The sequence below is a fragment of the Streptomyces sp. NPDC103540 genome (genome assembly GCF_055584445.1).
This window is the reverse complement of record NZ_JBVJMA010000009.1, coordinates 352914-378309: the sequence shown is the minus strand read 5'-3', so window position 1 is coordinate 378309 and position 25396 is coordinate 352914. Positions and strand designations below refer to the sequence as shown.

The 25396-nt window shown below is 74.6% G+C and carries 22 protein-coding genes; 14 read left to right on the top strand and 8 right to left on the bottom strand.

Going from position 1 to position 25396, the window contains the following annotated elements:
- Positions 1 to 155: 155 nt before the first annotated feature.
- Both ACZ6ZI_RS23755 and ACZ6ZI_RS23750 read right to left on the bottom strand, forming a co-directional pair.
- The gene (locus ACZ6ZI_RS23755; protein WP_469524002.1) at positions 156 to 887 is read right to left on the bottom strand and encodes an aquaporin; all 732 of its coding nucleotides are present in this window, start codon (positions 885 to 887) and stop codon (positions 156 to 158) included.
- Positions 888 to 1081: 194 nt separating this feature from the next.
- Positions 1082 to 1900: a nitrilase-related carbon-nitrogen hydrolase gene (locus tag ACZ6ZI_RS23750; protein ID WP_469524001.1), complete on the bottom strand. Its 819-nt coding sequence runs from the start codon at positions 1898 to 1900 to the stop codon at positions 1082 to 1084.
- 210 nt (positions 1901 to 2110) lie between these two features.
- Here ACZ6ZI_RS23750 and ACZ6ZI_RS23745 point away from each other — a divergent pair, with 210 nt between their 5' ends.
- The 3 genes from ACZ6ZI_RS23745 (at position 2111) to ACZ6ZI_RS23735 (ending at position 5715) form a co-directional block, all read left to right on the top strand.
- On the top strand, positions 2111 to 3448 hold the full coding sequence (locus ACZ6ZI_RS23745; RefSeq protein WP_469523999.1) for a sensor histidine kinase: 1338 nt from the start codon (positions 2111 to 2113) through the stop codon (positions 3446 to 3448).
- Positions 3445 to 4095, top strand: coding sequence for a response regulator (locus ACZ6ZI_RS23740; RefSeq protein ID WP_469523998.1), 651 nt, complete (start codon positions 3445 to 3447; stop codon positions 4093 to 4095). The genes ACZ6ZI_RS23745 and ACZ6ZI_RS23740 overlap by 4 nt, the downstream gene beginning before the upstream one ends.
- Positions 4096 to 4377: 282 nt before the next feature.
- On the top strand, positions 4378 to 5715 hold the full coding sequence (locus ACZ6ZI_RS23735; RefSeq protein ID WP_469523996.1) for an aminotransferase family protein: 1338 nt from the start codon (positions 4378 to 4380) through the stop codon (positions 5713 to 5715).
- 76 nt (positions 5716 to 5791) lie between these two features.
- Here the strand turns inward: ACZ6ZI_RS23735 and ACZ6ZI_RS23730 are convergent, their stop codons facing one another.
- The gene (locus tag ACZ6ZI_RS23730; protein WP_469523994.1) at positions 5792 to 5983 is read right to left on the bottom strand and encodes a hypothetical protein; all 192 of its coding nucleotides are present in this window, start codon (positions 5981 to 5983) and stop codon (positions 5792 to 5794) included.
- 329 nt (positions 5984 to 6312) lie between these two features.
- Here ACZ6ZI_RS23730 and ACZ6ZI_RS23725 point away from each other — a divergent pair, with 329 nt between their 5' ends.
- Together ACZ6ZI_RS23725 and ACZ6ZI_RS23720 are read left to right on the top strand one after the other, a co-directional pair.
- The gene (locus ACZ6ZI_RS23725) at positions 6313 to 6684 is read left to right on the top strand and encodes a hypothetical protein (protein ID WP_469523993.1); all 372 of its coding nucleotides are present in this window, start codon (positions 6313 to 6315) and stop codon (positions 6682 to 6684) included.
- Positions 6685 to 6849: 165 nt separating this feature from the next.
- A complete protein-coding gene (locus ACZ6ZI_RS23720) occupies positions 6850 to 7530 on the top strand; it encodes a hypothetical protein (RefSeq protein WP_469523991.1) in 681 nt (226 codons plus the stop codon).
- A gap of 69 nt (positions 7531 to 7599) precedes the next feature.
- Here the strand turns inward: ACZ6ZI_RS23720 and ACZ6ZI_RS23715 are convergent, their stop codons facing one another.
- The 3 genes from ACZ6ZI_RS23715 to ACZ6ZI_RS23705 form a co-directional block, all read right to left on the bottom strand.
- Positions 7600 to 8460, bottom strand: a complete 861-nt coding sequence (locus tag ACZ6ZI_RS23715; RefSeq protein ID WP_469523989.1) for an ABC transporter permease — start codon at positions 8458 to 8460, stop codon at positions 7600 to 7602.
- Positions 8457 to 9524 carry an ABC transporter ATP-binding protein gene (locus ACZ6ZI_RS23710; protein ID WP_469523988.1) on the bottom strand — a complete coding sequence of 356 codons (1068 nt, stop codon included), beginning with the start codon at positions 9522 to 9524 and terminating at the stop codon, positions 8457 to 8459. Before ACZ6ZI_RS23710 ends, ACZ6ZI_RS23715 begins: the two co-directional genes overlap by 4 nt.
- 331 nt (positions 9525 to 9855) lie before the next feature.
- Positions 9856 to 10041 (bottom strand): hypothetical protein, encoded by a 186-nt coding sequence (locus ACZ6ZI_RS23705; RefSeq protein WP_469523986.1) that lies wholly within the window; start codon positions 10039 to 10041, stop codon positions 9856 to 9858.
- 526 nt (positions 10042 to 10567) lie between these two features.
- On the opposite strand from ACZ6ZI_RS23705, the gene ACZ6ZI_RS23700 reads away from it, so the two are divergent.
- The 5 genes from ACZ6ZI_RS23700 to ACZ6ZI_RS23680 all read left to right on the top strand — a co-directional run bounded on the left by ACZ6ZI_RS23700 (position 10568) and on the right by ACZ6ZI_RS23680 (position 16905).
- Positions 10568 to 11452 (top strand): MbnB/TglH/ChrH family RiPP precursor modification enzyme, encoded by an 885-nt coding sequence (locus ACZ6ZI_RS23700; protein ID WP_469523985.1) that lies wholly within the window; start codon positions 10568 to 10570, stop codon positions 11450 to 11452.
- Entirely contained in the window at positions 11449 to 12252 is an 804-nt protein-coding gene (locus tag ACZ6ZI_RS23695) for a hypothetical protein (protein WP_469523983.1), read from the top strand. Before ACZ6ZI_RS23700 ends, ACZ6ZI_RS23695 begins: the two co-directional genes overlap by 4 nt.
- A gap of 416 nt (positions 12253 to 12668) precedes the next feature.
- Positions 12669 to 14924 (top strand): FUSC family protein, encoded by a 2256-nt coding sequence (locus ACZ6ZI_RS23690; RefSeq protein WP_469523981.1) that lies wholly within the window; start codon positions 12669 to 12671, stop codon positions 14922 to 14924.
- Positions 14921 to 15184, top strand: coding sequence for a hypothetical protein (locus ACZ6ZI_RS23685; protein WP_469523979.1), 264 nt, complete (start codon positions 14921 to 14923; stop codon positions 15182 to 15184). The genes ACZ6ZI_RS23690 and ACZ6ZI_RS23685 overlap by 4 nt, the downstream gene beginning before the upstream one ends.
- A 263-nt stretch (positions 15185 to 15447) precedes the next feature.
- On the top strand, positions 15448 to 16905 hold the full coding sequence (locus ACZ6ZI_RS23680) for a multicopper oxidase family protein (RefSeq protein WP_469523977.1): 1458 nt from the start codon (positions 15448 to 15450) through the stop codon (positions 16903 to 16905).
- A gap of 116 nt (positions 16906 to 17021) precedes the next feature.
- Here the strand turns inward: ACZ6ZI_RS23680 and ACZ6ZI_RS23675 are convergent, their stop codons facing one another.
- Positions 17022 to 19763 (bottom strand): M4 family metallopeptidase, encoded by a 2742-nt coding sequence (locus tag ACZ6ZI_RS23675; RefSeq protein WP_469523976.1) that lies wholly within the window; start codon positions 19761 to 19763, stop codon positions 17022 to 17024.
- A 257-nt stretch (positions 19764 to 20020) separates the two neighbouring features.
- On the opposite strand from ACZ6ZI_RS23675, the gene ACZ6ZI_RS23670 reads away from it, so the two are divergent.
- From ACZ6ZI_RS23670 to ACZ6ZI_RS23655, 4 genes are all read left to right on the top strand, one after another.
- On the top strand, positions 20021 to 20932 hold the full coding sequence (locus ACZ6ZI_RS23670; RefSeq protein WP_469523975.1) for a helix-turn-helix transcriptional regulator: 912 nt from the start codon (positions 20021 to 20023) through the stop codon (positions 20930 to 20932).
- A gap of 237 nt (positions 20933 to 21169) precedes the next feature.
- Positions 21170 to 22378, top strand: a complete 1209-nt coding sequence (locus ACZ6ZI_RS23665) for a NupC/NupG family nucleoside CNT transporter (protein WP_469523974.1) — start codon at positions 21170 to 21172, stop codon at positions 22376 to 22378.
- A 238-nt stretch (positions 22379 to 22616) separates the two neighbouring features.
- Positions 22617 to 23429 (top strand): class I SAM-dependent methyltransferase, encoded by an 813-nt coding sequence (locus tag ACZ6ZI_RS23660; protein ID WP_469523972.1) that lies wholly within the window; start codon positions 22617 to 22619, stop codon positions 23427 to 23429.
- A gap of 172 nt (positions 23430 to 23601) precedes the next feature.
- On the top strand, positions 23602 to 24246 hold the full coding sequence (locus tag ACZ6ZI_RS23655; protein WP_469523971.1) for a GAP family protein: 645 nt from the start codon (positions 23602 to 23604) through the stop codon (positions 24244 to 24246).
- 92 nt (positions 24247 to 24338) lie between these two features.
- On the opposite strand, the gene ACZ6ZI_RS23650 is transcribed toward ACZ6ZI_RS23655, so the two are convergent.
- Positions 24339 to 25256, bottom strand: a complete 918-nt coding sequence (locus tag ACZ6ZI_RS23650) for an oxidoreductase (protein WP_469523970.1) — start codon at positions 25254 to 25256, stop codon at positions 24339 to 24341.
- Between the last annotated feature and the right edge of the window lie 140 nt (positions 25257 to 25396).

The following is a 25396-nucleotide window of genomic DNA, read 5'->3' as shown; positions in this document are numbered from 1 at the left end:
GGCCCCCCCCTCAATGTCCGCCGTGGCCGCCTGGGTGGGACCGGCCCCGCCCGCCCCGGGCCCCCGGGCGGGGCGGGGCCGCCCCCCCCCCCGCGGGGGGGGGGCCCCGGGGCGGGGGCCCCGCCCGCCGGCGCGTGGGGTACGCGGTCCGCGTGTCAGGCGGCGCCCACCGCGACGGCGTCGCGGCCCGCCACCGCGGCGGCGGCGCGCGGTACGGGGTGGATCAGCCGGTCCACGCCGGCCGCCAGCGCACCGCCCACCAGCGGGGCCACGAGGAACAGCCACAGCTGCGACAGGGCCGCACCGCCCGCGAACACCGCCGGGCCCAGGCTGCGCGCGGGGTTCACCCCGCAGCCGGTCAGCGGCAGGCCGACCAGCACGAGCGCGGCGAGGGTGAGGCCGATCGCCGCGCCGCCCGCGCCCGGAGCGGAGTTCCGCCGGGTGACGCCCAGCACGACGAGGACCAGCAGCATGGTCAGCACGGCCTCCGCGAGGAAGGCGCCGACCCCGTCGATGCCGACCGCCGAGCGGGCTCCCCAGCCGTTGGAGCCGAAGGCGCCGTGCACGTCGAAGCCGGGGATGGCGCGGACCAGCGCGTAGAGCACGCCCGCGCCGACGACACCGCCCGCGCACTGCGCGACGGCGTACCGGACGGCGGTGCGCGGCCCGATCCGACCGGCCAGCAGCAGCCCGAAGGTCACCGCGGGGTTGAGGTGCGCCCCGGAGACGGGTCCGAGCGCGTAGGCGAGGGCCAGCAGGACCAGGCCGAAGACCAGGGCGATGCCGACCGGTCCGATCAGCGGGCCGGCGACGGCGGCGGCCGCCACACCGAAGAAGACGAGCAGGGCGGTGCCGGTGAATTCGGCGGCGATGGCACGGTCGTTCATGATGACGGACTCCCGGAAGGTCGTGGAGGAGCGGGTGGGGCGTCGGCCCCTTTCCGACTGTGCGCGAGGTGCGTGCGCCGCCGCGTCGTCCGGCGGGTCCGGTCACCGAGCCGACCGTCGTCCTCCGTCCGGTCGCCCGAACGCACGACACGCGGCCGGCCGGCCCGCCCGGAGCGGCCCGACCGGCACGCCTGTCAGGGCGCCGGTCGGGGAGCGGTCCGGCGCGCGGGGGCGGGGATGCCGAGGACCCGGTCGCGCAGCACGGGCAGTTCGGCCCGTACGCGGTCCACCTCGGACGGATCGACCTCGCACGTCAGCACCTCCTCGTCGGGGCCCGCCTCGGCGAGCACCTCGCCCCACGGGTCGACGACCATGCTGTGCCCGGCCTGCCGGACCCCTCCGTGCTCGCCGACGGCGACGCAGGCCAGGACGAAGCACTGCTCCTCCACGGCCCGCGTACGGACGAACAGCCGAAGGTGCGTCAGCCGCCCGGCAGGCCAGGCCGCGGGAACCACCAGGAACCTCGCGCCGGCGTCCAGCAGGGCCCGGAACAGCTCAGGGAAACGCAGGTCGTAGCAGGTGGCCAGGCCCACCGTGCCGAAACCGGTCGGCACGGTCACGATCCGCTCGCCGGCCCCCATCAAGGCGGCCTCCCCGGTGTCGAAGCCGTACCGGTGGATCTTGCGGTAGTGGCCCCGGCGGACCCCACCCGGGTCGAACACCAGGGCGGTGTTGTACAGCGTGCCGTCCGGGGCGCGTTCCACGATGGTCCCCGCGTGCAGCCAGACGCGGGCGGCGCGGGCCGCCGCGGACATGGCCCGGGCGGTCGGCCCGTCCAACGGCTCGGCGTCGCGGGGCCAGCCGGCGTGGTTCCAGGCCCCGGCCGCCCACCCCTCGGGCAGGACGACCAGATCGTCCCCGGCCCGGGAGCGGACGAGGCCCGCGGCCCGGAGCCGGCGGGCCGGGGCGTCCTCGGTGTCGTCGACGCGGAGCTGGATCAGTGTGGCGCGCATGGCGTCCTCCTCTCGGGACCGCGCTCTCGCGGCGGCGCCAGCGTAGGAAGACGACCCGCCCGGCGGACCACCCGGCCGGGCCGTCCACCGGCCCGCGCCCGATCCTCCGCCCCCCCCGCCCGTTCGGAGGACGCGCCCGGGCGGGGGCGGACAACCCGGAAGGCCGGGCGGGACGGGCGGGACCCGACGGTCGGCTCCTAGACTGGGACGGTGCACCACGACGGCAGCGAGGCCGCCGGACGACGCGCGGTCGGGCACTGGCCGCCGGTGGAACCCGGCGCCGCCGGTGCCGACGCGGTCGCCGCCATCTACCTCGCCTTCGACGAGCAGGCGCAACGCCTGCGCAGCATCCTGCGGCTCGGCCTGGTGGCCGTCATGGCCCTCGTGGCGTGGGCGGGCACCCCGTCCGACCAGTGGCCACCACAGTTCGCGCTGGTCGCCGCGTACGGGCTGCTGTCCGTGGGGACCTGGTGGATGTGGCGGCACCGGCCCGGCCGGGCCCGACGCATCCGCGAGGCGACCCCCATGGCGATCGTGGACGTGGCCGCCGTGTGCGCCCTGCAGTTCCTGTCCGTCGGCAGCTACCTCTCGCTCGGCCTGCTGGCCTTCCTGCCGTTCTTCACCGCCACCCATCCAGGCCGCAAGGCGCTCCTGCTGTCCCTGGCCGCCATCGCCGGAGGCGGCGCCGTGCTCGCGGACCCCACCTTCCGACGGCAGCTCGGTACGGGACAGGGCGCCGCCATCCTCGCCATGCTGGCCCTGCTGTGCGTCGTCGCGATCGCCGTGTCACGGGTCCAGGAACGCCGCCTCGCGAGCGTGGCCGCCCTGACGGTCAGCCGCTCCGTGCTGCTGGAGGACGTCGTCTCGGCCGAGAGCCGCGAGCGCCGCGCCGTCGCCGAGTCCGTGCACGACGGGCCGCTCCAGACGGTCCTCGCGGTCCGCCAGGACCTCGGCCAGGCCCGCAAGGCCCCCGACGGCGGCCCCGCCTTCGTGGAGCGCGCCTACGACCTCCTCGCCGAGGTCGAACGGGAACTGCGCCAGGTCAGCGTCACCCTGCACCCCTCCGTCCTGGAGCAGGCGGGCCTGGCCGCGGCGGTGCGGACCCTCGCGGAGACGGCCTCGGAACGGGGCGGCGTCACCGTCGACTGCGACCTGGAGCGCGCGCGCCCCAGCCCGGCCGACCCCATGCTCTTCGGGGCCGCGCGCGAACTCATCGGCAACGTCCTGCGGCACGCCCGGGCCACCCGCGTACGCGTGGGGCTGCGCGACACCGGTACTGCGGTGATCCTGGAAGTGCAGGACGACGGGGTCGGCGTGGACCCGGACCTGCTCGCCGACCGGCTGGCCGAGGGCCACATCGGAATGGCCTCGCAACGCGCCCGGATCGAGGCCCTGGGAGGACGCATGGAGCTGCTTCCCGTGGAACGGGGCACCTGGGTGCGGGTCACCGTGCCCCTGGACCGGAACCGGGCCCCGGACGCGGATCCGGTCCCGGACGCGAACGGTGCCGACGGCCGGCCCCGTGACCCAGGCGGGGAGGCGACATGACGTACGGCCAGAAGGAGCGGGTGCGCGTGGTGGTCGGCGACGACCACCCCGTCTACCGCGAGGGCATCGTCTCCGCGCTCAACGGCAGCGGACGCATCGAGGTCGTCGCGGCCGTCGGTGACGGCCGCACCGCGCTGGAGGCGATCCGCGAGCACGCGCCCGCCGTGGCCCTGCTCGACTACCGGATGCCGGAGCTCGACGGCCTGGAGGTGGCGCACGCCGTCGCCCGCGACGAGCTGGCGACCCGCGTGCTGCTGCTGTCGGCCACGACCGAGAGCGACGTCGTCTACCGGGCCGTCCAGGAGGGCGCCGCCGGATACCTCTCCAAGGGCGCCGACCGCGACGACATCGTCGCGGCCGTCATGGCCTGCGCCAAGGGCGAGAGCGTGCTCCCGCCCGAACTGGTCACCGGGCTCGCCTCCGAGGTCCGCTCGCGCGCCCGGTCGGAGGAACCGCTGCTCAGCGCCCGCGAACGACAGGTCCTCCAGATGATCGCCCAGGGGCTGTCGGTCCCCGACATGGCCAAGGAGCTCTACCTCGCCCCGACCACGGTCAAGACGCACCTGCGCCGGCTGTACGAGAAGCTCGGCGTCTCCGACCGGGGCGCGGCCGTCGCGAAGGCGATGCGGACGCACCTGCTCGAATGACGGCGGCTCGCCCGACGCCGGCGCGGCCGACGGCGGTTCGCCCGCCGCCGGGTGGACCCGCGCCCGCGGTGGGCGACGCCCGGGGCGGGGCCGTCGTCCCGGCCATCGCTCGAACGCATGACGGGGTCCGCGCGCCCCTGTGCCTACCGTGAACGCGTCCTGCACCGCGTGACGCGAGGAGGCCCACATGCTGCCCAAGACCCCACCGCCTGCCGGGCCCCGCCCGACCGCGGACACCGCCCCGGTCGGCACCGCCGAACGCTTCCCGACCGGCGTACGGCCATGACCGCCACCGTGCCGGACCGGGACACCGGCTACCCGGTCCTGCTCCCCAACGCCTTCGTCGGCCGGTCACCCGCCGCCCGACTGTGCCTCGTACGCGGTCGCGGAGCGGTGGTGTGGGACAGCGCCGGCCGGGCGCTCATCGACACCCTCGCCGGCCTCGGCCAGTGCGCCGTCGGCTACGGCCGCGAGGAACTGGCCGACGCCGCCGCCGCGCAGATGCGGGAACTGATGGCCTACCCCCTGCACGCCGGACCCGTCAACGAGCCCGCACTGCTGCTCGCCCGCAGGCTCGTGGCCCTCTCACCGGCCCCCGGCAGCCAGGTCTTCTTCACCTCCTCGGGGAGCGAGGGGACCGAGACCGCCCTCAAACTGGCCCGGCTCGCGCACTTCCACCACGGCGGAAGACACCGGCCGTACGTGCTCGCCCTCGAAGGCTCCTACCACGGCGCGACCGCCGGCGCCCTCGCCGTCACCGTCCGCGACGAGGTCCACCAGGGCCTGGGCGCCTCCTCCTCCCGCCACACCGTCCGGCTCACCCGGCCCGACCCGGCCGTACTCGGCCCGGACGCCGTACCCCACCTGGTGGCCGAGCTGGAGGGGGTCATCCAGCGGGTCGGGGCCGAACACATCGGCGCGTTCATCGGGGAGCCGATCATGGGGGTGGCGGGCAACGTGGTGCCGCCGGAGGGCTACTGGCCCGCCGTCCGACGGGTCCTCGACGCCCACGGCATCCTGCTCGTCGCCGACGAGGTGGCGACCGGGTACGGGCGCACCGGCGACTGGTTCGCCTCGCCCGGCCTCGGCGTCGAACCGGACATCGTGGTCACCGCCAAGGCCCTGACCAGCGGCTACATACCCATGGGCGCGGTCCTCGTCGGCAACCGCGTCCTGGAGATGCTGGACGGCTTCCCGCTGCGCCACGGATTCACCGCGAGCGGGCACGCCACGGCCGCCGCCGTCGCCCTGGCCAACCTCGACATCATCGAACGGGAGGCACTGACCGTCCGGGCCGCCGAGACCGGCGCGCGCATGCTGTCGGCGCTGCGCCCGCTGGAAGAACTGCCCTGGGTACGGACGGTACGGGGACGCGGTCTGATGATCGCCGTGGAACTGACCGACGACCCGGCGGTCGCCGAACGCGCCCGCGAGATCCCCGGCCGGGCCGCCGAGGCGGGCGTGCTCGTGCCCCGGGTGGTCGGCCTGCTCCGACTGACCCCGCCGCTGGTGCTCACGGACGGGCAGGCGGAACGGATCGTGGACGTGGTGAGCGCGGAGGTCCGCCGCCTGGGCGCGGCACGCGTCCCCGCCGCGGGGCCCCGTACGCCCTGCCCCTGAACCCGCGCCGCCGCCCCGCGTGGGGAGGTCCCCCGGTCCGTAGACCGGGGGACCTCCCCACGCGGGGCGGGCGCGTTCAGGTGGGGCAGGCGGTGCAGTGGACGGCCGCCACCGTACGGACGCGGCTCGTGCCGAGACCCATGGGGACGGTCCGCTCGCTCCGGACGATCCGCAGGTGCTCCCCGCACACGGCGGCCCCGCAGGAGCGGCACACGCCCTCAGCGGGGTGGGTGTGGCCGGCTTCGGTACGACAGGTCAGACAGTTCATGGCGGAGATCCTTCCGGGACCGCTTCCTCACGGGCCGCGAGGGCGTCGAAGGGCGGCGGGGGTGCGCCGCGGTACGGCCACGCTAGGCAGGGTCCGGCGCCCGCCCGGTCATCCGTTCGGCCGTCACCCGGGACGAAGCGCCCGACTCCGTCCACGCGGGCACGCCGCGCGAGGCTCGTCGTCCCGGCGGTCGTCCGGTCGGACGACACCGCGGCGGGCGGCCCGCGCCTTCACTGGAGGCATCGGTGCCCGAGGAACCCCTCACCCCTACGGGACCTGCCGCGACCCGGCACGGCGCCGAGGGTCCCCCACCTTTGGAGGAACAGATCATGCGCAAGCCCCGTGCTCTCACCACCGCCGTCCTGACCACCGGCGCTGTCGTCCTGACGGGAACCGCCTTCACCGCCCAGGCCGCCACCGCGTCTCCGGCCACCACGACGGCGCGGGCGTCGGGCGTCGAACTCCAAGGAGGCACGAAGCACATCAGCCTCCCGAGCACCGAGAAGCAGATGCGTCTCCCGAGCACCGAGAAGCAGATGCGTCTCCCGACCACCGAGAAGGAGATCAGCCTTCCGGCGACCGAGAAGGCCGTCTCGCTCGCCGAGGGCCCGCTGCCGAACACCGTGCTCGGCCTTCCGAACACCGTGCTCGGCGTCCCGTCCACCGTGCTCGGACTTCCGTCCACGGTGTTCAAGGCCTGAGACCCCACCGGTCGTCGAAGGGCCCGGTGCCACCCGGCACCGGGCCCTTCCACGTGCGCCGGTCCTGTCGTCCGATCGGTTCCGGGAACGACGAATCCGCGGCGGCACGCGGATCGATCGTTCGCCGGACGCGGCCGGAGTGGTCGCTCGCGGAGCGTGGAGGGCATGACGACACTGCCCCCGGCGACGCCCCCGACCCCACACCGACGGCACGTGGCCGCCCGCATCGGCGGCTTCGTCTGGGTGACCTCCGCCGTCCAGACCGCGGTGGTGAGCGCCGTCGCCTCCGTGCGGTTGCACTCCCTGGACCTGGCCCGCGACATGGTGTCGATGCTCGGCGCCGCAGACTGCGGCACCGTGCGGGGGCGGTGGACGTGCTCACCGATGTCCACGACCGTGAACCTCTCCTGGGCCCTGGCCGGACTCGGCGTGGGCGCCGGCGTGCTGCTCGTCCGCCCGCTGCTGCGTGCGGGGCGCCGCCGTTCCCTGGCGGTCGCCCTGGTGCTGCCGGCCGCGGCGGGCACGGTTCTGGTCGCGGCCAGCCCGTACGACGTCAGGCCGGTGCCCCACTACGTGGGAGCCTTCGTCGCCCTGCTCTGCGGGAATCTGGCCGTGACCGTGCTGGGGCCGCTGCTGTCGGACACCGGAGCCCTGCCGCGCTGGTGGAGTTGGTGCGGCCGGACGGTCGGTTCCCTCGGCCTGGCGGCCGGCGCCTGCTTCGGCGTCGGCCTGAAGGCCCACGCCTTCCAGGGCGGATTCGAACGGATCGCGATCTGGCCCCTGGTCCTGTGGGTACTCGCCAGCGGCCTGCGCCTGGCGTTCCACCGCCCCCGCCGCCCCGCCTGACCCCCCCCGCCCCCCTGGTCGGCCCCCCGCCCCCCTGGTCGGCGCCCGCGCGCGGCTGCGGGCCGGCCGTCAGCCGCGGCGGAACGCCCGGGAGGCCACCGACAGCATGCAGGCGCCCGAGGCGAGGACCAACAGCAACTCCAGCCACACCGGCACCGTGTAGCCGCCCCACGTCACCCCCGGAGCCGCCGCCGTAGCCCCCACCGCGCCGAGGACCGCCCGACGGATCGGGTCCACCGCGTACGTCAGCGGGTCGAACCGGGTGGCGACGGACAGCCAGCCCGGCAGCCGGGACAGCGGGAACAGCGCCCCGGACAGGAAGAACAGCGGCTGCACCACCATCTGGGTCAGCGCCATGAACGACTGCACCGACCGCATCCGCGCCGCCACCAGCACCCCGAAGCACGAGAAGGCGAAGGCCAGCAGCGCCATGTAGGCGAGCAGGGTGAGCATCAGCGGCAGGTCGTACGGGACGCCCACCGCGCCGGCGAGCGCCAGCACGAGCGTGCCCTGGAACAGCCCCGTGGTCATCCCGCCCAGGCACTTGCCCGCCACCACCGCCGTCCGGCTCACGGGGGCGACCAGCATCTCCCGCAGGAAGCCGAACTCCCGGTCCCACACGATCGACGAAGCCGACCCGATGGAAGCGAAGACCACCGGCATGGCGAGCGCGCCCGCGTAGACGAAGGTCTGGTACGGGACCCCGTACGCGGACCGGGTCAGCGAGCCCAGCCCGCCGCCCAGGGCGAACAGGAACAGCATCGGCTGGAGCAGCGCGGTGACCACCCGGACCGGTTCGGCCAGCAGCCGCAGCAGGTCGCGGTGCCACACCACGCACACGGCGCGCAGCTGCGCGCGCGGGCCGGTGACGGGCCGACGGGTGAACGCGACCGGGGGAGCGGCCCCCGGCAGCAGGCCGACGGCGCTCATCGGGAGCCCCTGGCGCGCGCGGCCCAGGCGGCCCGCTCGGTACGGGCCCCGCCCTCGTCGGCGGGTTCCTCGCCGGGACGCCCGGTCCAGGACAGGAACACGTCGTCGAGCGTCGGCCGGGACACCTCCATCGACCGGACCGGTACGCCCAGTCCGCAGGCGAGGCGGGGCAGGAAGGCCGCCCCGTCCGGGACGCGCACCACGACCGCGCCGCGGGCCTCGGCGCGGGCGGACAGTCCGAACCGCGTGCGCAGGGCCGCGATGGCGGCCCGCGCGTCCGTGGTGGTGAACCGGACCACGTCGGCCCCCGTGCGGGCCTTCAGCTCGGCCGGGGTGCCCAGGGCCACGACGACGCCCTTGTCCATGATGGCGATCCGGTCGCAGACCTCCGCCTCGTCGAGGTAGTGGGTGGTCATGAAGACGGTGACGCCCTCGGTGCGGCGCAGTTCGCGTATGCAGTCCCACAGGTGACGGCGCGTCTGCGGGTCCAGCCCGACGGTGGGCTCGTCGAGGAACAGCACCCGCGGCGCGTGCAGCAGGCCGCGCGCGATCTCCACGCGCCGCCGCATGCCGCCGGACAGCTCCTTGACCTTGCTGCGACGCCGCTCGGCGAGTCCCACCAGCTCCAGGACGTGGTCGACGCGCGGGGCGAGCGCGGAGCGCGGCATCCCGTACATCCGGCCGTGGAAGCGGAGGTTGCGTTCGACGGTCAGCTGCGAGTCCAGGGTGGACTCCTGGAAGACCAGGCCGATCTGCCGACGGGTCTCGTCGCGTTCCCGTACGACGTCGTGCCCCGCGACGGTCGCGGTGCCGGCGCTCGGCTCCACCAGGGTGCACAGCATCCCGATGGTCGTCGACTTGCCGGCCCCGTTGGGCCCGAGGAACCCGTAGATCTCGCCGGGCCGCACGCTGAGGTCCACTCCGCGCACGGCCTCGACGTGACCGTAGGTCTTGCGCAGGCCGCGCGCCTCGACGGCCGGCGGTGGCTCGGACCTGCCCGGGGGCGGTGGCGCGGGAACCGGGATCGGCGACGGACGCGGGGACGCGGGGGCTGTGGTGGTCACGGTGGGCTCCTCGGGAGGGTCGGTCGCGCGCCGGCGGGGGCGGACACGAAGGGAGGGAGGCCGGGTCCTGGTCCGGGACCCGGCCTCCCGCGGCCGATCAGCCGTTCAGTGACGCACCCGCGTGCTGCAGGACGGCGGGGGCGGCGGGGGACCCGCGCAGGAGATGCAGCGCATCATCGGGTCGGCGTGCCGCCGGGTGGCCCAGGGAGCCGCCGCGAAGCCCAGCTCCGCCGCGGGACCGGTGCCCCGCGACCGAACGGGCGCGGGAGAAGGAGAGGTACGGGACATCGTGTCGATCCTTTCGAATGGGGTGGTCGTCGACCGCTGCGGGCTACCGGCGCGACCGGGGCGCGGTCCGCGTACGGCGGGTCCGGGCCTCGCTGTCCGGGGTGACCGTGAGGCAGTCGACGCAGGACTGCTGACAGGCGGCCGCGGGTCCTTCGACCGCCGCGGGCAGCTGTTCGAAGCCGAACGAGCGGGTGGCGGTCGCGGTGGTGGTGCTGCTGGTGCGTGTCATGGGAACTCCCGATCGTGTGGGGCGGGCCCCGGGTCCCGGGGTGGCCGCGGATCTTCCCGTCGGTGGGCGCACGGGCCGGAGGCGGTTCGTTTGGCTCGGCCGTCGGCGGCGGGTGTCCGTGCGGGGCCGTCGTGCGGTGCTGGGGTGGTGCGCCGTGCGACGACAGCCACCACGCTAGGAAGAGGTCGGGCCCGGAACTGTCCTGCGATCGGAGGTCCGGCCGGACGAACCGCGCCCCCCCGCGGCGCAGGGGGCGTCGCGGACGAATCTCCCCGCCCCACCCCGTGGCACGGCCCGGACGCCCCATGTCACGGCTCCCGCCGCCCCTGACGCACGGGTCGGAGGCGTCGGGGGCACCGGCACCGGTTCCGGATCCGGTTCCAACATCGGCTCCGGCGGATACGGCCACGGGATCGACCGTTCGCAGGACGGTCTGCGGGCGGCCCCGTCCCTAGCGTCGGGAGGGACCGCAGCGGGAACGGCCGCGACCGCCGACCGACCCGCGACCGCCGTCCGAGGAGAGACCATGTCCGCACACCTGCCGCACCTCGGTTCCGGGCTCGGATACCGCAGGGAACTGGCCGACGGGATCGCCGCGTCGGGGGACGCCGTCGACTGGCTGGAAGTCATCACGGAGCACTACCTGTTCGCACCTCCGGACACCCGCGAGGCCCTGCGGGAGCTGCGCCGCGGCCATCCGCTGGTGCCCCACGGCCTCGAACTGTCCCTCGGCTCCCCGCAACCCCCCGACCCGCACTACGTCGCCGCGCTCGCCGGGCTCGTCGAGGAGATCGGCGCGCCCTGGTTCAGCGACCACCTCTGTTTCACCAGGACCGACGGCGTCTCCGTCGGCACGCTCACACCGCTGCCGCGCAGCCGCGCCGTCGCTCGGGACGTCGCGCGCCGCGCCCAGTGGGTGCAGGACGAGGTGGGCGTGCCGCTGATCCTGGAGAACATCACCTACCACATCGACCTGCCCAACCCCCTGACGGAGGCCCGGTTCATCGCCGAGGTGATGGAGCACTGCGCGTGCGGACTGCTCCTGGACCTCACCAACCTCGACATCAACTCCCGCAACCACCACTACGACGTCGGCGACTTCCTCGACACGATCCCGCTGGAGCGCGTCGTCCAGGTCCACCTCGCCGGCGGTACGCAGGAACCGGACGGCACGGCCCGTGACACCCACAGCGCGCCCGTGCCCGAACGGGTGTGGGCCCTGCTGGCCGAACTGTCCGCCCGCACCGACATCAAGGCCACCCTGCTCGAACGGGACCAGGACTTCCCCGAGGACTTCTCGGAGATCACCGCCGAGATCGCCCGGGCCCGCGACACCGCGGGGTGGGGCCCCGGGCCGGCGCGGCCAGGAGCGGCGGCCGCCGCGCCCGGCCTGGGGAGGGCGGCCCGATGACGGTGCTCGACGCGCTCGCGGCCCTGCTCGCCGCAGGCCCGCTGAGCGCCGGCGAACTGCACGACGACCCCGAGGGGGTGCGCGCCCGCTTCGACCTGAGCGAGGAGGAGCTGGCCCTCCTCACCCGTGTCCCGGACGACGCGTACGCCCGGGTGGCCCAGGACGTCGCCGCGAAGCACCGGCTGGTGGTGGCCCAGGCCATGCCGGAGACCGTCGACGAGGTGACGGTCCGTCATCGTGACGTGCTGGAAGCCTATTTGAACGATGTCGTGCGCCCGCCGCATCCGGACGACCCGGTCGGCGCCGAACGGGCCGCGGAGGCCTTCCTGGAGCACGCGGCGGGCCGGATCCCGGAGGGGCTGGCGGAGTTCGGCCGGTTCGAACTGGAACGCTTCCGCCTGCGCCGCGACGAGATCGCCTCCGAGGCGGCCCGCTACCGGCACGAGACCGAGGGCCGGCCGCCGAGCGACCCCGCCGGGACCTGGATCGAGTACGGGGTCCCCGTCGTACCGGCGAACGTCCTGGTCGTCTCCCACACCCACGACGTGACCGCCCCCGACGCCCCGGCACGGGTCCCGCGCCTCCCGGTCACCGTGGCCCTGCAACGGGTGTGGCGCGAGCCCGTGCGCGCGTTCCGGCTCGACCCCGGCACCCGGGACCTGCTCGCGCTGTGCGACGGCACCCGGACCGCCCTGGCGGCGGCCGTCGAGGCCGGGGCCCATCCCGCCCGGGCGGGCGCCGTGCTGGCGGCACTGGCCCGGGCGGGGCTCCTCGTCCCGCGCGGGGGACCGGACGGATGACACCCCCCGGCCGGGGGGAGGGGGCCGGCGCGACGGCCCGTGGAGGTCCGATCGGACGAACGGCGCGTGGCCCCCGTCACATCCCGGTCGGAGGATCACAGGGCCCTCGGGGATCCGTAGTGTCGGACGTGTGCACAGGGAAGACCAACAGAACAGCAGGGACAGCATCCGGAAAGTCCGCGACATGGGGAGCATGCGCGGCTGTGACGGCAACCGCTCACCGGGCATGCGGACCGGCGGTGACCAATCCGTGAGTAGACCCCCACAGCACATTCCGGAAACGTACCTGCGCTCCACGCTCCACCGGGCCGGCGACCAGCCGGCCTTTTTCCTGCGCCCACGCCGTCCCACGCGGTCCCGCAGGGCTCCGCCCGGCTCCGCGCGCCCGGACCACGGGAACGGGGTTCACTGGGGAGGTGGACGCCGGCAGGGACGGAGCAGGCCCGGTACGCGGTGCGCCGCGCGCCGTCCGGGACCTGCTCGACGCAACCGACCCGGGGCTGGTCCGGCTGGTCGGGGCCGCCCACACCGTCGGTGCGATCTGCCTGGCCCTGGCCGTGCTGTGGGCCCTGGGCTTCGACACCCCGTACCTGGTCGCCGCCGGCTCCTCCGCGCTGGTGTGGTCGATGGTGCTGACCGGGCCGAGGGAGGCGGAGCAGGCCGTCACCCACGCCCTCGGACTGCCCGCCGCACTGCTGTCGGCCACGGCGGCCGTCCTCCTCGCGCCGTATCCGGTCGTGTCGGGGACCTTCTTCGTGGCGCTGCTGTTCGTGACGGTGTACGTCCGCCGCTACGGGCCCCGGGGGACCGCCCTGGGCATGAACGCCTTCCAGATGTACTTCGTCATGCAGTTCGTGCCCCTGCCCGCGGAGGGGCTGCCCCGGCTGTGGGCGGCCCTGGCAGTGGCCTTCGCCTGCGGCGCCGTCGTGCGGTTCGCGCTGCTGCGGACCTCCCCGGCGCGCTCCTTCGTCCGGCTGCGCCGTTCCGTGCGGGCCTGCCTCGCGGACGTGACCGGGGCGCTGGCGGCGCTCGCCGACGGTGGCGACTCTCCCGGGCGCGACCGTGACCGCGCCGGGCGGATCGCGGCGCTGCGGCGCCGGCTGCGCAGGCTGCACACGTGCGCGCTGATGCTCCAGGACGCCGTCGAGGCCTGCGCAGCCCCCGAGGTCGCCGCGCCGGTGCGGACCCGGATGACCGAGACGGACGTACGGGCCGAACGGCTCGCGGTGATGCTGCTGCGGCTCGGGCAGGACGGGGGGACCTCCCCGCAGGACTTCGCCCACCGCCTGCACCTGCCCGTCACCGGGGCGCCCACCGTTGACGCCGGCGCCCGGGCCGGCGGCGCGTCCCTGGCGGCACGGCTGCGCGCGCTCCCGGAGCTCGTGGCCTCGGGCGCGGCCCCCGCCCCCGCCGCACGCCCCGCACCCGCACCCGCCCCCGTCACGGTCGCCGCCGCGGCCCTGGCCGACGCCCACCGCGCCCTGACGGACTTCGAGCAGGCCGCGGCCGGGCTCCACGAGGCCTTCCGTCGGGACCCCACGCCCGAGACCACCCCACCCACCCCACCCACCCCACCCGCCCCACCACCGCCCCGCGCGCCGTCCCCACCCGAGCCGGGGGGCCTGCGCAGGCCGACCACCCGCGCGGCCGTCCAGGTGGCCTGCGGCGCCACCCTCGCGACCGCCGGCGGGCAGCTGATCTCCGCCGATCACTGGTACTGGTCGGTGCTCGCCTGCTGGATGGTCTTCTTCAACACCTCCTCCACCGGCGAGATCGCGCTCAAGGGGTCCCGCAGGGTGGCCGGGACGCTCGCGGGAGCGCTCGTCGGCCTGTTCGTCGCCTCCGCCCTCGCCGGCCGGCCCTGGCCCGCCTTCGTCCTCACCCTCGTCTGCGTCTTCGGCATGGCCTACACGGCGGCCCTGTCCTACACCGCGGCGACCTTCTTCATCACCCTGATGATCGCCCTGCTCTCCGACCTGCTCGGCAGCTACACGGACGGCCTGCTGCTGATCCGGATCGCCGAGACCACGTTCGGCGTGCTCTGCGGGGTGGCCGCCGCCGTCCTCGTCCTGCCCCGGGCGACGGGGCGACGTACCGACGTGCTGCTCGGCGACGCGCTGAAGGCGCTGGCCGAGGCCGTCACCGCGACCGCCCGCCGACTGGTCGTCCCGGACGCGGAGCCCTCCCCGGACGACCTGATCCGCGCCGCGCACACCGCGGACCGCCGGGTGGAGGAGCTGGAGCGCGCGCTCACCCCGCTGATGCACCCCGTCGCCCCCCACCGGGCCAGGCGCCGGACCTCCCTGTACGTGCTGGGCCTGCTGGAGACCTGCGCCTACCACGTACGGGTCCTCGCCGTGGAGGCCGGCCGGGACGCACCGGGGAGCTGGTCGCGCTCGCCGGCCCGGCCGCTGCTGGAGGAGCGGGCGCGGACGGTCGCCGACCGCCTGGAGGCACTGGCCGAGGGGCGGGTGGACGGGGAGCGGCCCCACGCGCCGGGCGGCGCGCCGGAACCGGGCGCCGCCGCTCCCGAGGAGGCGCGCGTGCTGAAGCACTTCCGCCGGATGGACGACGACGTACGGGCGCTCACCGCGGCCCTGCGGCGTGGGGGAGCGGGACCGGCGGCGCCGGACCCGGCGGCCGGGGCCGGACCCGAGAGGGGGCCGGTGTGAACGGGTACGCGGCCGTGTACGAGGTCGTCGCGCGGCCTCCCCACCGCCCGGCCGGCCCGACCGAAGGGGACCGCGTCGGGACGGTCCACGCGGCGGAGACCGACGACAGCGGGCTGCGGGCCGGCCCGGTCACCCTGTGCGGGCGCAGCACGGCGGGCATGCCGCCCGCGCCCGGCGACCGGCCCGGTGCGGCCGGTGAGGCCTGGTGGCCGCAGATCAGCGGCGTCCGCATCTGCGCGGCCTGCGACCGCGAGACCTGAAGCCCGAGACCCGACCCGCGCGATTCCGCGAACAGGGGCGAAGGCGGAGGGCAACCGTAAAGCACCGCCTCAGGGAAACCGGAGTGAAACCGGAGTGAAAGTCGTATCACCGCCGTGAATTCACCGTCCTCGTGACGGTGGTTTCCGATGACTCTCGCCGCCGTGCGGGTCATTGGAAGGCTTTTCCGGTCGGGGGCGGCATGATGGCGCGGAACCGGCCCCGGTGGCCGCGCCGTTCCCCATATTCCTTTCGGAGAGTCCGGATGATCAGACACCCCTTCGGCAGGTGGACCGCGGTCGGGTCCCTCCTCGCGGCCCTGGCCCTCGCCTCCGGCTGCGGCACGGCCCAGCCGGACCACGGCCAAGCCGCTCCCACCGTGGCCGCCACGGTCTCCCCGTCGCCCGCGCTGACCGCCGCGGCCACCGAGGACCTGCGGGACCCCGCCGAGGTGGTCAGCGAGGGAGGCCTGCTCAAGACCCGGATCGTGGTGGAGCGCAAGAAGGTCCGGCTGGCCGGCAAGGACCTGTGGGCGCTCACGTACAACGGTCTCTACATGCCCCCGACGCTGCGCCTGCAGCCCGGCGACCGCATGGAGATCACCTTCGAGAACAAGCTCGACAAGTACACGAATCTCCACGTGCACGGCATGCACGTATCGCCCGGCGGGAATTCCGACAACATCTTCCTCAGCATCGACCCGGGCAAGACCTTCGATTTCAAGTACCAGTTCCTGAAATCGCTGGAGCCGGGCACGTATTGGTACCACCCGCACCCGCACACCCTCTCCGCCGCGCAGACGGCGGGCGGAATGGCGGGCCTCATCGTCGTCGACGGCCTCGACCGGTACATGCCGCAGGCGCTGCGGGGGATCACCGAGCACGCCATCGCCCTGAAGGACTTCCAGATCGTCGGCGACGAGATCAAGACCGCCGACCTGAAGATGGGCGCCCCGACCACCCGCACCGTCAACGGACAGCTGAACCCGCGCATCCGGATCAAGCCGGGCGAGACCCAGTTGTGGCGCATCGCGAACATCGGGGCCAACATCTTCTACAAGGTCGCGCTGCCCGGCACCACCTTCCACGTGGTGGCGCAGGACGGTTACCCGGTGAACAAGGTCTACCCGGTCGACTCGATCGTCATCCCGGCGGGCGCACGCTACGACGTGCTGGTGCAGGGCGGGAAGGCGGGAACCCAGGAGCTGATCACCCAGCCCTACAACTCGGGGAAGGCCGGCAACCAGTTCCCGCAGGCGACCCTCGCGACCGTGGAGACCACCGGCACCGCGGTGGAGCAGGCCGCCCTTCCGACGACCTTCGCGCCCGTCGACGACCTGGCCAAGGAGCCGATCGCGGGACGCAAGACGATCGTCTTCACGGAGAACGCGGACGGCACGCAGTTCTACATCAACGGCAAGCAGTTCGACCACAACCGGATCGACTTCAGGGTCAAGCTCAACACGACCGAGGAATGGACGATCCGCAACGACAGCGACGAAGTCCACTCCTACCACGTCCACACCAATGACTTCCAGGTCATGAGCGTCAACGGAAAGCCCCAGGTCAACTACGGCCTACAGGACACCGTGGACGTCCCCGCACGCGGCAACATCGTGATCCGCTCGCGATTCGTCGACTTCCCCGGCAAGACCGTGCTGCACTGCCACATCCTCAACCACGAGGACGCGGGCATGATGGCGACGCTGCAGATCGACAAGTGACGCGGACGCGGTGACGTCCACGCGGTGACGTCGACGCGGTGACCCCCGGCCCGCGCGAGCGACGGCCGGAAGGGGCCGGCGGCACGGCCGCCGGCCCCTTCCGGGTGGGTTCGGGATCAGCAGGTGCCGGCCGGTCGTTCCCGGACGACCAGGTCGGTGGAACCGGTGGTCGAGTCGAGCCACGCGACCTGGCGGCCGGCGCCGGCCGCCGGGCTGCCCTGCTCGCCGCGGTTGCAGGAGACCCGCTCGCGGCGGGAGCCGTCGGTGGTCAGCTGCCACAGCTTGGGCAGCGACTCGTTGCGGTAGCGGGTGTCGGGCGTGCGGGCCACGAGCGTCAGCGCCTCCTGGGAGACGGTCAGGTCGGAGGCGATGACGGCGCCCGGCTTGTGCTCACTGGCGACGAGGTAGGCGCCGCGGCCGTCGAGACCGGCACTGAGGACCGACGTCAGGCCTCCGTCGCTCGCGTCGGTGTCCGCCAGCCAGAAGACGTTCTTGTCGTTGACCCCGGTCTGGCCGAGGCTCACCGGCTCGTCGAGCTGCTCGGTCATGACCGCCCGTCCGGTGGTCAGGTCCAGGACCTCCACGCCCAGCCGGTAGGAGCCGTCCTGCGGGTACAGCTTCGCGTAGGCGAGCCGGTCGCCGGCGAGGGAGGGGAGCGCGGTCAGCGTGTTCCACCTGCGCCCGTCGGGGAAGACCGGGGCCTTGTCGGAGGGCCGCAGGTAGGCGACGTGCCGGCCGCCGAGGACGTCGTACTCCTCGAAGACGACGGTGCCCTTGTCCACCCGCAGGCCCGCGACGCCGGTCACCGAGCTGTGCAGGGTCTTGATCGGGCCGCCCGCCACGGGGCGGGACAGGACGTCGACCGAGGTCGGGCCGTACGCCGTCCACACCACGGTCTTGCCGTCGGTCGCCGGGGCGGTGTGGTAGCGGCCGTCGTTGGGGCTGATCACCTTCGGGGAGCCCTTGCGGTCCAGTCGGCCGGCGTAGACCGAGTAGGGCTCGGAGCCGTCGTCGTTGGACTTGGAGACCGTCCACCAGCCGCCGCCCGCGCCCACGCCGGTGTCGGTGGTGTTGAGCTTGCCGAAGAGGGTGTCGGAGTCGACGCCGAGGGCCTGCTCCCACCCGGGGACGATGCCGTGGGCGTTGAACGACCGCTTGACCGTGTTCTGTTGGGCGGAGGTGGCGCCCAGCGCCTTGGCCGCCGCGAGCACCGCGCCCCGGGCCTCGGTGAACCCGTCGATCGGCGTCATGTACTCGGTGACCGCCTTGTACACGATCTTGTCGGCCAGCGTGCCGAGGTCCTCGCGCATGTCCCACAGGGCGCCCGAGAAGATCGTCGAGTTCAGGTGCACGCCGCCGTTGTCGGTGGCGAACGACACGCCCAGGAAGCTCTTCGAGGTGGTGGCCCCGTCGTTGAGGTCGCGCAGGGCGCACTCCGCGGCCGCCTTGGTGCGGCACAGGTTCTCGCCGATCAGGCCGGCGGCGGGATCGCTCATCGGCGTACCGCTCGCGGTGACGTCGATCGCGTTGCCGAAGTAGTCGGCCAGGGCCTCGTTCAGGGCGCCCGACTGGCCGGCGTAGACCAGGTTCGCCGAGTGCTCGATGACCCCGTGGGTCATCTCGTGGCCGACGACGTCGGTGTCGGCCGACATCGGCTTGAACTCCTCGTCCCCGCTGCCGTACACCATCTTGGTGCCATCCCAGAACGCGTTGGCGTAGGGGAGGCCGAAGTACGTCACGCCGACGAGGGAGTTGACGGCCCCGCCCTTGCCGTCGAGGCTGTCGCGGCCGAGCTCGTTCTTGTAGAAGTCGTAGACCCGACCCGCGTTCCAGTGGGCGTCCACGGCGCCCGAGTCGGTCGCCGCGGCGCCGAAGGCGGTGCCCGTGGAGGAGAACATCGAGATGCCGGCCGGCCACTTGCCCGCGGTCTCCGACACCGACCTGCCCCGGGCGTCCCACGTGCCGAGCAGGCTCTTGCTGGTGGCGCGCATGCGTCCGGCGTCCGCCAGCAGGTAGTTGCCGGCCGCCGGATCGTAGGCGATGTCCAGCGCGGCGGTGCTGCCGTTCAGCCTGGTCCCGGACCCCGTCTCGGGCACGAGGTTCGCGGGCGCCGCCGGCGGCCCGTCCGCCGCCGGCCCGTCCGCCGCCGTGCCGGCGGTCGCGGCCGCCGGGGCCGTCAGCGTCTTCAGCGCGCTGTACTGCAACGCGGGATAGCCCGAGCGGGCGTCCACGTACACCTCGTCCACCACCGGGGCCCCGGTGCCGGGCGCGGTGCCGCGCACGGTGACCCGGTAGGCGAGGACGCCCGCGCCCTTCGGCAGGACGACGAGCCCCTTGGCCTCGCCCGTCATGCCGCCGGCCGCCGGATCGCCGGACTCGGACCGCGGCGCCGCGCCCTTGTCGAGGGCCGTGCCCAGTCGGCGGGCCGTGGCGGCCACCGCACGACGGACGGCGACGTCCTGCGTCACCTGCGGGGTGACGTCGGTGCGCAGGGCGGTGAAGTAGTGCCCCGAGGTGCCGGTCACCACCCGCTTGCCGTCCCGCTTCTGCATGCGGACGACGTACTGGCCCCCGAGCACGTCGACACCGCGGTGCCGCTGCTGGAGGCGAACCGTTTCCTCCTCGGCCCGGGTGGAGGCCGACAGGGGGACGAGGTCGCTGCCCGCCCGCGGGATCCGGTAGCGGCCCTTGTTCGCGTCGAGGTGTTGGCGCGCCGCGTCGGCCGGAGCGGCCTTGGCGTCCACGGCCTCGCGGATGCCCTCGACGAGGACCGGGGTCTCGGTGCCCTGGGCGGGCACCGCGTTGGAGGGGCCGACATCGGGGTCGACGGCCCATGCCGGCGAAGCCGACAGGGTCATCGCCGCGGCGAGCAGAACCGCTATTCCTCCGGCGGACCGGAGTTCTTTCCGCCATATCTGTCGTGCGGCAGGGGTGTGTGCCGGCGAACCTGCGCTGAACCTGGGCAAGGGGTCTCCTCAACCATGAGTGCCTGGTGCGTTGCTGTGAGTCGCCGCAATGCAAGCGCCGCGGAAGGCCGCGGACCAGAGTCGGGCCCGCCTCAGAAGTGGCCATGCACACTTGTGGGGGCTCTGTGAAGGCGGTCAGAATCCCCCGCATGATCGAAACCGACCCGCACGAACGGACTCCGGACCACAGGCAGGGCGACACCGGGGCGGTGATCCGCACGGCCGCCGATCCGGCCTCCGTGCTGCGCGTACTCGTCCGACGCCGACAGGCCCTCCTCGATCAGGAGTCCGCCGACCTGGAGTCCCTGCGCTCCTACGCCGACCGACTGGCCGACCGGCTCCCGGGGGAGGCGGCCCGCACCCACGGGCCCGCCGCGGGCGTCGAGTTCCTGACCGGAGCCGACGCCGTCGAGGCCCGCCTCGACGCCATGCTCGGCGCCGCCGAGACCGAGGTGCTGATCCTCGACCGCATGGCCCGGACCCCGTGGGCGTCCGACCGCGAGGAGGGTGCGGAGACGCAATGGGCCCGCATCCGGGAACTGCTGGAGCGCGGCGTCACCGTACGCACCGTCACCGACCGCCGCGGCGCCGACTTCCCGGACCGGGCCAAGGAACTCCTCGCCCTCACCGAACTCGGCCTCCAGGCCCGGATCGGCGCGCGGCTGCCCACCCGCCTCGTCCTCGTCGACCGCCGCACGTGCCTGCTGCCGCCGCCGCGCTGCGACGGCGAACGCGACGGCGACGGCGAGAGTGCCGACGCGGTCGCCCTGGCGTTCGGTGAATCCCTGCTGCACCGGGCGGCCCTGCCGCTCTTCGAATCCCTGTGGGCGCGCGCCACCCCGGTCGGCAGCGCCGGCAGCCCGCTCACCGCCGACCAGCGCGAACTGCTGGGGCTGCTCGCCTCGGGCCTGAAGGACGAGTCCATCGCGCGCCGGCTCGGCGTGCACGTGCACACCGCCCGCCGACGGATCACCCGCATGCTGGAGGAACTCGACGCCGACACCCGCTTCCAGGCGGGAGTCCAGGCCGCCAGCCGCGGCTGGCTGCGGCCCACCCCCTGACCCGGTGCCTGACCCGGTGCCTGACCCGGTGCCGACCCGGTCCGGGCGTGGGTCGGGCGTGGGGTCGGGCGTGTCCTCGCGGTCCTGGGCGGGATCGTCTCGTAGGTTCGGTACGTCCGGGTTCACCCGGATCTGTTCCGTGCGGCCGTCCGGTGCGCGCCCGCCACCGTACGGCCCGCCCACGAGCCCGCCTGGCCACGAGGGGCCGGCCTCGGCCCGATGGGGAGATCGCGTCCGATGACTCGGCTGCAGGGGCTGCTCGGCCTCATCGTGATCTACGGCTTGTGCTACGCCATCTCGCGCCACCGCGGGCGCATCAACTGGCGGACCCTCGGCATCGGCTTCGCCCTCCAGGTCGGCTTCGCCCTGCTGGTGCTGAAGTGGGAACCCGGACGTGAGGCGCTGCGCTGGTTCGCCGACCTGATCGCGAAAGTGATCGGCTACACGACGGCGGGAACGGAGTTCCTCTTCGGCTCGCTCGCCAAGGGCTCGTCCGTACCCTTCGCCCTCGGCGTGCTGCCCGTCATCATCTTCCTCGGCGCGCTCGTCGGGCTGCTGTACTACCTGCGCGTCATCCAATGGGTGGTGCAGATCGTCGGCGGCCTGATCTCCCGCCTCCTCGCCACCAGCCGCGTCGAGTCGATCTGGGCGACGACGGTGATCTTCCTCGGACAATCCGAGGCGCCGCTGCTGATCGCCCCCTACCTGCGCCGGCTCACCCGCTCGGAACTGTTCACCTGCATGACCGGCGGGTTCGCGTCCGTGGCCGGTTCCACCCTCGTCGGCTACTCGCTGCTCGGCGCGCCCCTGCCCTACCTGCTGGCGGCGAGCGTCATGAACGCGCCCGCCATGCTCGTCATCGCCAAGGCGATCTACCCCGAGACCGAGAAGACCGAACAGCAGGGCGACATCCGCGGCGTGCGGGACACGGAATCGGCCAACGCCATCGACGCGCTCGCCCGCGGCGCGCTGAGCGGTGGCCGCCTCGCCGTCATCGTCGGCTGCCTGCTCATCGCGTTCGTGGCGCTCATCGCCCTGGCCAACGGCATCCTCGGCGTGGCCGGAAGCTGGTTCGGCATCGACGACCTGACGTTCCAGCGGGTCCTGGGCTGGATCTTCGCGCCGGTCGCCTGGCTCATCGGGGTGCCCTGGGACGAAGCCTCGACGGTGGGCAGCCTCCTCGGTCAGAAGACGGTCATCAACGAGTTCGTCGCCTACGCCTCCTTCGGCCCCGAGATCCCCTCCCTCGAACCCAAGACCGTACTCATCACCACCTTCGCCCTCGCCGGCTTCGCCAACTTCGGATCGATCGCCATCCAGCTCGGCTCGTTCGGGGCGCTGGCACCCGAACGCCGGGCCGACGTCGCCCGGCTGGGCCTCCTGGCCCTCCTCGCGGGGACGCTCGCCAACCTCAGCAACGCGGCGATCGTCGGCATCGTCGGCTGACCGGGCGGCCCTTCCGTCAGCCGGCCCTTCCGTCAGCCGGCCCTTCCGTCAGCCGACCCGTCCGTCCGCCCGCCGCCGAAGCCCTCCGGCCCCGGCCCCCGAGGTGGTTCCTCCCGCCGTTCCTCCGGTCGGTCGTCGTCGCCGGGCGCCGCCGCCTGGTCTGCTGGCGGTGGCGGCCCGGCCGCGCCCCGCACCCCGTGGGACGCGGGCGGCGCGGGCGGCCGGACGGAGGGCGGTCATGCCAGGCACGCGACAGCAGGAGCCCGCCGCGAACCTCTGGGAGGAACACGCGGCCCTCTACGTACGGACCCTCGGCGCCGCGTGCGCCGGACCGGTGCGATCCCTCCTCGACGCCGTCCAGGTGGGCCCCGGAACCCGTGTGCTGGACGTCGGCACCGGCCCCGGCACCGTGGCCGCCGCCGCGGCCGAGCGCGGGGCGGCCGTGACGGCCGTCGACGCCTCGGCCGCCATGGTCGCCCTCGCCCGGGACGCGGCCCCCCGGGCGCACGCGCTCATCGCGGCGCTCCCCGGGCTCCCGTTCCGGGACGCCTGCTTCGACGCGGCCGTCGGCAACTTCGTACTCGGGCACGCCGGTCCCACGCGGGCCGTGGTGGCCGAGCTGCGCCGGGTCGTGCGCCCCGGGGGCCGGGTCGGCCTGACCGGCTGGACCGAGGCACCGGCCGCCGGGCAGACCCTGCTGGGCCGGGCCCTGCGCGCGGCCGGCGTCGCGATGACGGCCCCCGGGCGACTGCGGCCCCCGGGCGCCGCCCACCCGGGCGACCCGGCCGGGATGGTGCGGCTGCTGGACGCGGCCGGGCTGCGGCGGACCGTCTGCCGGACGGTCGTCTGGGACCACCGGATCGACGCCGCGGCCTGGTCCGAGGGGCTCGCCCGGCTGCTGGCGACCGGCCTGCCCGCACCGGACGCGGCCGACCCCGCCGAGATCTCCCGCATCGTGCGGCACGCCGTCGAGCTGAGTCGGCCGTTCCTGTCCCCGGACGGGGAACTGCGGCTGCCGCACGTCGCGCTGCTGGCGCACGGATGGCGCTGATCGGGCGCCGCCGCGGCCCGGGCGCGGCGGGCGGACCCGCGCGGATGCGGGTAGACAGGAGACAGGGGTGGCGGACGGGCCGGAAGGGAGAGGTGCCCATGGGCGCGACGGGACCGGAGCCGGGGTCGGGACCCGGGATGGGACCGGGACCGGCCCGGTACGGGGGCGCGTGGTGATCGGCGAGGTACTGCCCCTGGCCCTCGTGATCGCCGTCTCGCCGTTCACGCTGATCCCGGCCGTCTTCATGCAGTTCACCCCCCGGGCCCGCCCCACCGGCGGCGCCTTCCTCGCCGGGTGGATCATCGGGGTCGCCGTGCCCGCCGTCCTGTGCGCGGCGCTGACCTCCGTCCTCGGGTTCGCCTCCCACGACCGGCCCTGGACGGCCTGGGCGCGGATCGGCCTGGGCCTGTGCCTGGTCGCGCTCGGGATCCGTCAGTGGCTGGTCCGGCACGGAAAGGCGGCCCCGGGGTGGATGCGCCTGCTCAGCGAGGCGGGACCGGGCAAGGCGTTCCGGCTCGGCATCCTGCTGGCCCTGGCCAACCCGAAGATCTTCCTGCTGTCGGCGGCGGCCGGGCTCGCCGTCGGCTCCGCCGGGCCGTCCCTCGCGGGGGCGGCGGCCGCACTGGCCGTGTTCACGGCGGTGGCCGCCAGTACCGTCGCCTTCCCCGTCCTGCTGCACGCGGTGGGCGGCCCCAGGGCCCTGGGGCCGCTGGCGCGGGTCAAGGAGTGGCTGGAGACCCACGCGGCGGCCGTCATGGCCGGGGTGATCGTCGCCATCGGCGTGCTGCTGCTGGTGGAAGGCGCCCTGGGCGTCTGACCCCCGAGGGCTTCTGCCCCCGCGTTCCTTCGGGCGGCGAGCGGCCCGGCCCGCCGAAGGCCCCGCCGCACCGGGCCCGGACCACCGTCGGGTCAGTCCTCCCAGTGGACGCCGGTCAGTTCCTCCGACACGGCCCACAGACGGGTCGCGGCATCCCGGTCGCGGGCCGACTCCGCCGTGCTCCGCAGCGACGGCGGCCCCTTCAGCGAACCCGGCCCGATCGGGCCGAAGTACTGGCCGCCGAGCGCCTCCCGGTCGGTGGCGGCACGGACCACCGGCCAGGCGCCGCGGTCCTTGCCCTGGGCGATCAGCGCCAGCGGCGCGGAGCGTGCCCGGGCGAGCGCCCCGGGCTCCCACAGAGGCGGCCGGGCCGGGGTCAGACCCTGCACGGCCCAGCCCGGGTGCGCGGCCACGCTCCGGACGGCGCTCCCGATCGCCCGCAGCCGGCGGTCCAGTTCGCCGGCGAACAGCAGGACCGCCAGCTTGGACCGGCCGTAGGTGGTCATCGACCGGTAGTCGGTGCGGCTCTGCAGGTCGTCGAAGTCCAGGTGGGCCCGGGTGTGGGTGAGGCTGCCCAGGGAGACCACCCGCGCGTCCGTGCCGAGGGCGGGGACCAGCAGGAGGGTCAGCGCGAAGTGCCCGAGGTGGTTCGTGCCGAACATCAGCTCGAAGCCCTGCGCGGTCTCGGCGCGCTTCCCGGAGGCGGTGACCCCGGCGTTGTTCACCAGGAGGTCCACCGGCCCCGCAGCGGTCAGTCGCCCGGCCGCGCGGTGGACGGAGTCCAGGTCCGCGAGGTCGAGCCGGACCTCGCTCGCCCGGGCGCCGGGCACGGCCGCCCGCAGCGCGGCGAGGGCGGTGCGGGTGCGTTCCGGGCTGCGACCGGCGAGCACGACGTGCGCGCCCGCGCGGGCCAGTTGCTCGGCCACGTGGTAGCCGATGCCGGCGTTTCCCCCGGTGATCACTGCGGTGCGGCCGTCCTGTGGCGGGACGGCGCGGGGATCCCACGTCATGGTCTGCTCCTTGCGTCTCCCGGGCCGAACGGACCGGGGGTGGTCGCGGCCGGCGCCACCGGGGTACGTCCCGCGCGGCGGCGCCGGCCGGGAGGCACACCCTAGGCACGGCGGCGGATCCGACGTGTCCTCCCATCGGT

What these genes read in the sequence shown, in the direction of transcription:
- ACZ6ZI_RS23755 (WP_469524002.1), bottom strand. Translation starts at nt 887, where the DNA reads ATGAACGACCGTGCCATCGCCGCCGAATTCACCGGCACCGCCCTGCTC.
- ACZ6ZI_RS23750 (WP_469524001.1), bottom strand. Translation starts at nt 1,900, where the DNA reads ATGCGCGCCACACTGATCCAGCTCCGCGTCGACGACACCGAGGACGCC.
- ACZ6ZI_RS23740 (WP_469523998.1), top strand. Translation starts at nt 3,445, where the DNA reads ATGACGTACGGCCAGAAGGAGCGGGTGCGCGTGGTGGTCGGCGACGAC.
- ACZ6ZI_RS23735 (WP_469523996.1), top strand. Translation starts at nt 4,378, where the DNA reads ATGACCGCCACCGTGCCGGACCGGGACACCGGCTACCCGGTCCTGCTC.
- ACZ6ZI_RS23730 (WP_469523994.1), bottom strand. Translation starts at nt 5,983, where the DNA reads ATGAACTGTCTGACCTGTCGTACCGAAGCCGGCCACACCCACCCCGCT.
- ACZ6ZI_RS23725 (WP_469523993.1), top strand. Translation starts at nt 6,313, where the DNA reads ATGCGCAAGCCCCGTGCTCTCACCACCGCCGTCCTGACCACCGGCGCT.
- ACZ6ZI_RS23720 (WP_469523991.1), top strand. Translation starts at nt 6,850, where the DNA reads ATGACGACACTGCCCCCGGCGACGCCCCCGACCCCACACCGACGGCAC.
- ACZ6ZI_RS23715 (WP_469523989.1), bottom strand. Translation starts at nt 8,460, where the DNA reads ATGAGCGCCGTCGGCCTGCTGCCGGGGGCCGCTCCCCCGGTCGCGTTC.
- ACZ6ZI_RS23705 (WP_469523986.1), bottom strand. Translation starts at nt 10,041, where the DNA reads ATGACACGCACCAGCAGCACCACCACCGCGACCGCCACCCGCTCGTTC.
- ACZ6ZI_RS23700 (WP_469523985.1), top strand. Translation starts at nt 10,568, where the DNA reads ATGTCCGCACACCTGCCGCACCTCGGTTCCGGGCTCGGATACCGCAGG.
- ACZ6ZI_RS23695 (WP_469523983.1), top strand. Translation starts at nt 11,449, where the DNA reads ATGACGGTGCTCGACGCGCTCGCGGCCCTGCTCGCCGCAGGCCCGCTG.
- ACZ6ZI_RS23680 (WP_469523977.1), top strand. Translation starts at nt 15,448, where the DNA reads ATGATCAGACACCCCTTCGGCAGGTGGACCGCGGTCGGGTCCCTCCTC.
- ACZ6ZI_RS23675 (WP_469523976.1), bottom strand. Translation starts at nt 19,763, where the DNA reads ATGACCCTGTCGGCTTCGCCGGCATGGGCCGTCGACCCCGATGTCGGC.
- ACZ6ZI_RS23670 (WP_469523975.1), top strand. Translation starts at nt 20,021, where the DNA reads ATGATCGAAACCGACCCGCACGAACGGACTCCGGACCACAGGCAGGGC.
- ACZ6ZI_RS23665 (WP_469523974.1), top strand. Translation starts at nt 21,170, where the DNA reads ATGACTCGGCTGCAGGGGCTGCTCGGCCTCATCGTGATCTACGGCTTG.
- ACZ6ZI_RS23660 (WP_469523972.1), top strand. Translation starts at nt 22,617, where the DNA reads ATGCCAGGCACGCGACAGCAGGAGCCCGCCGCGAACCTCTGGGAGGAA.
- ACZ6ZI_RS23650 (WP_469523970.1), bottom strand. Translation starts at nt 25,256, where the DNA reads ATGACGTGGGATCCCCGCGCCGTCCCGCCACAGGACGGCCGCACCGCA.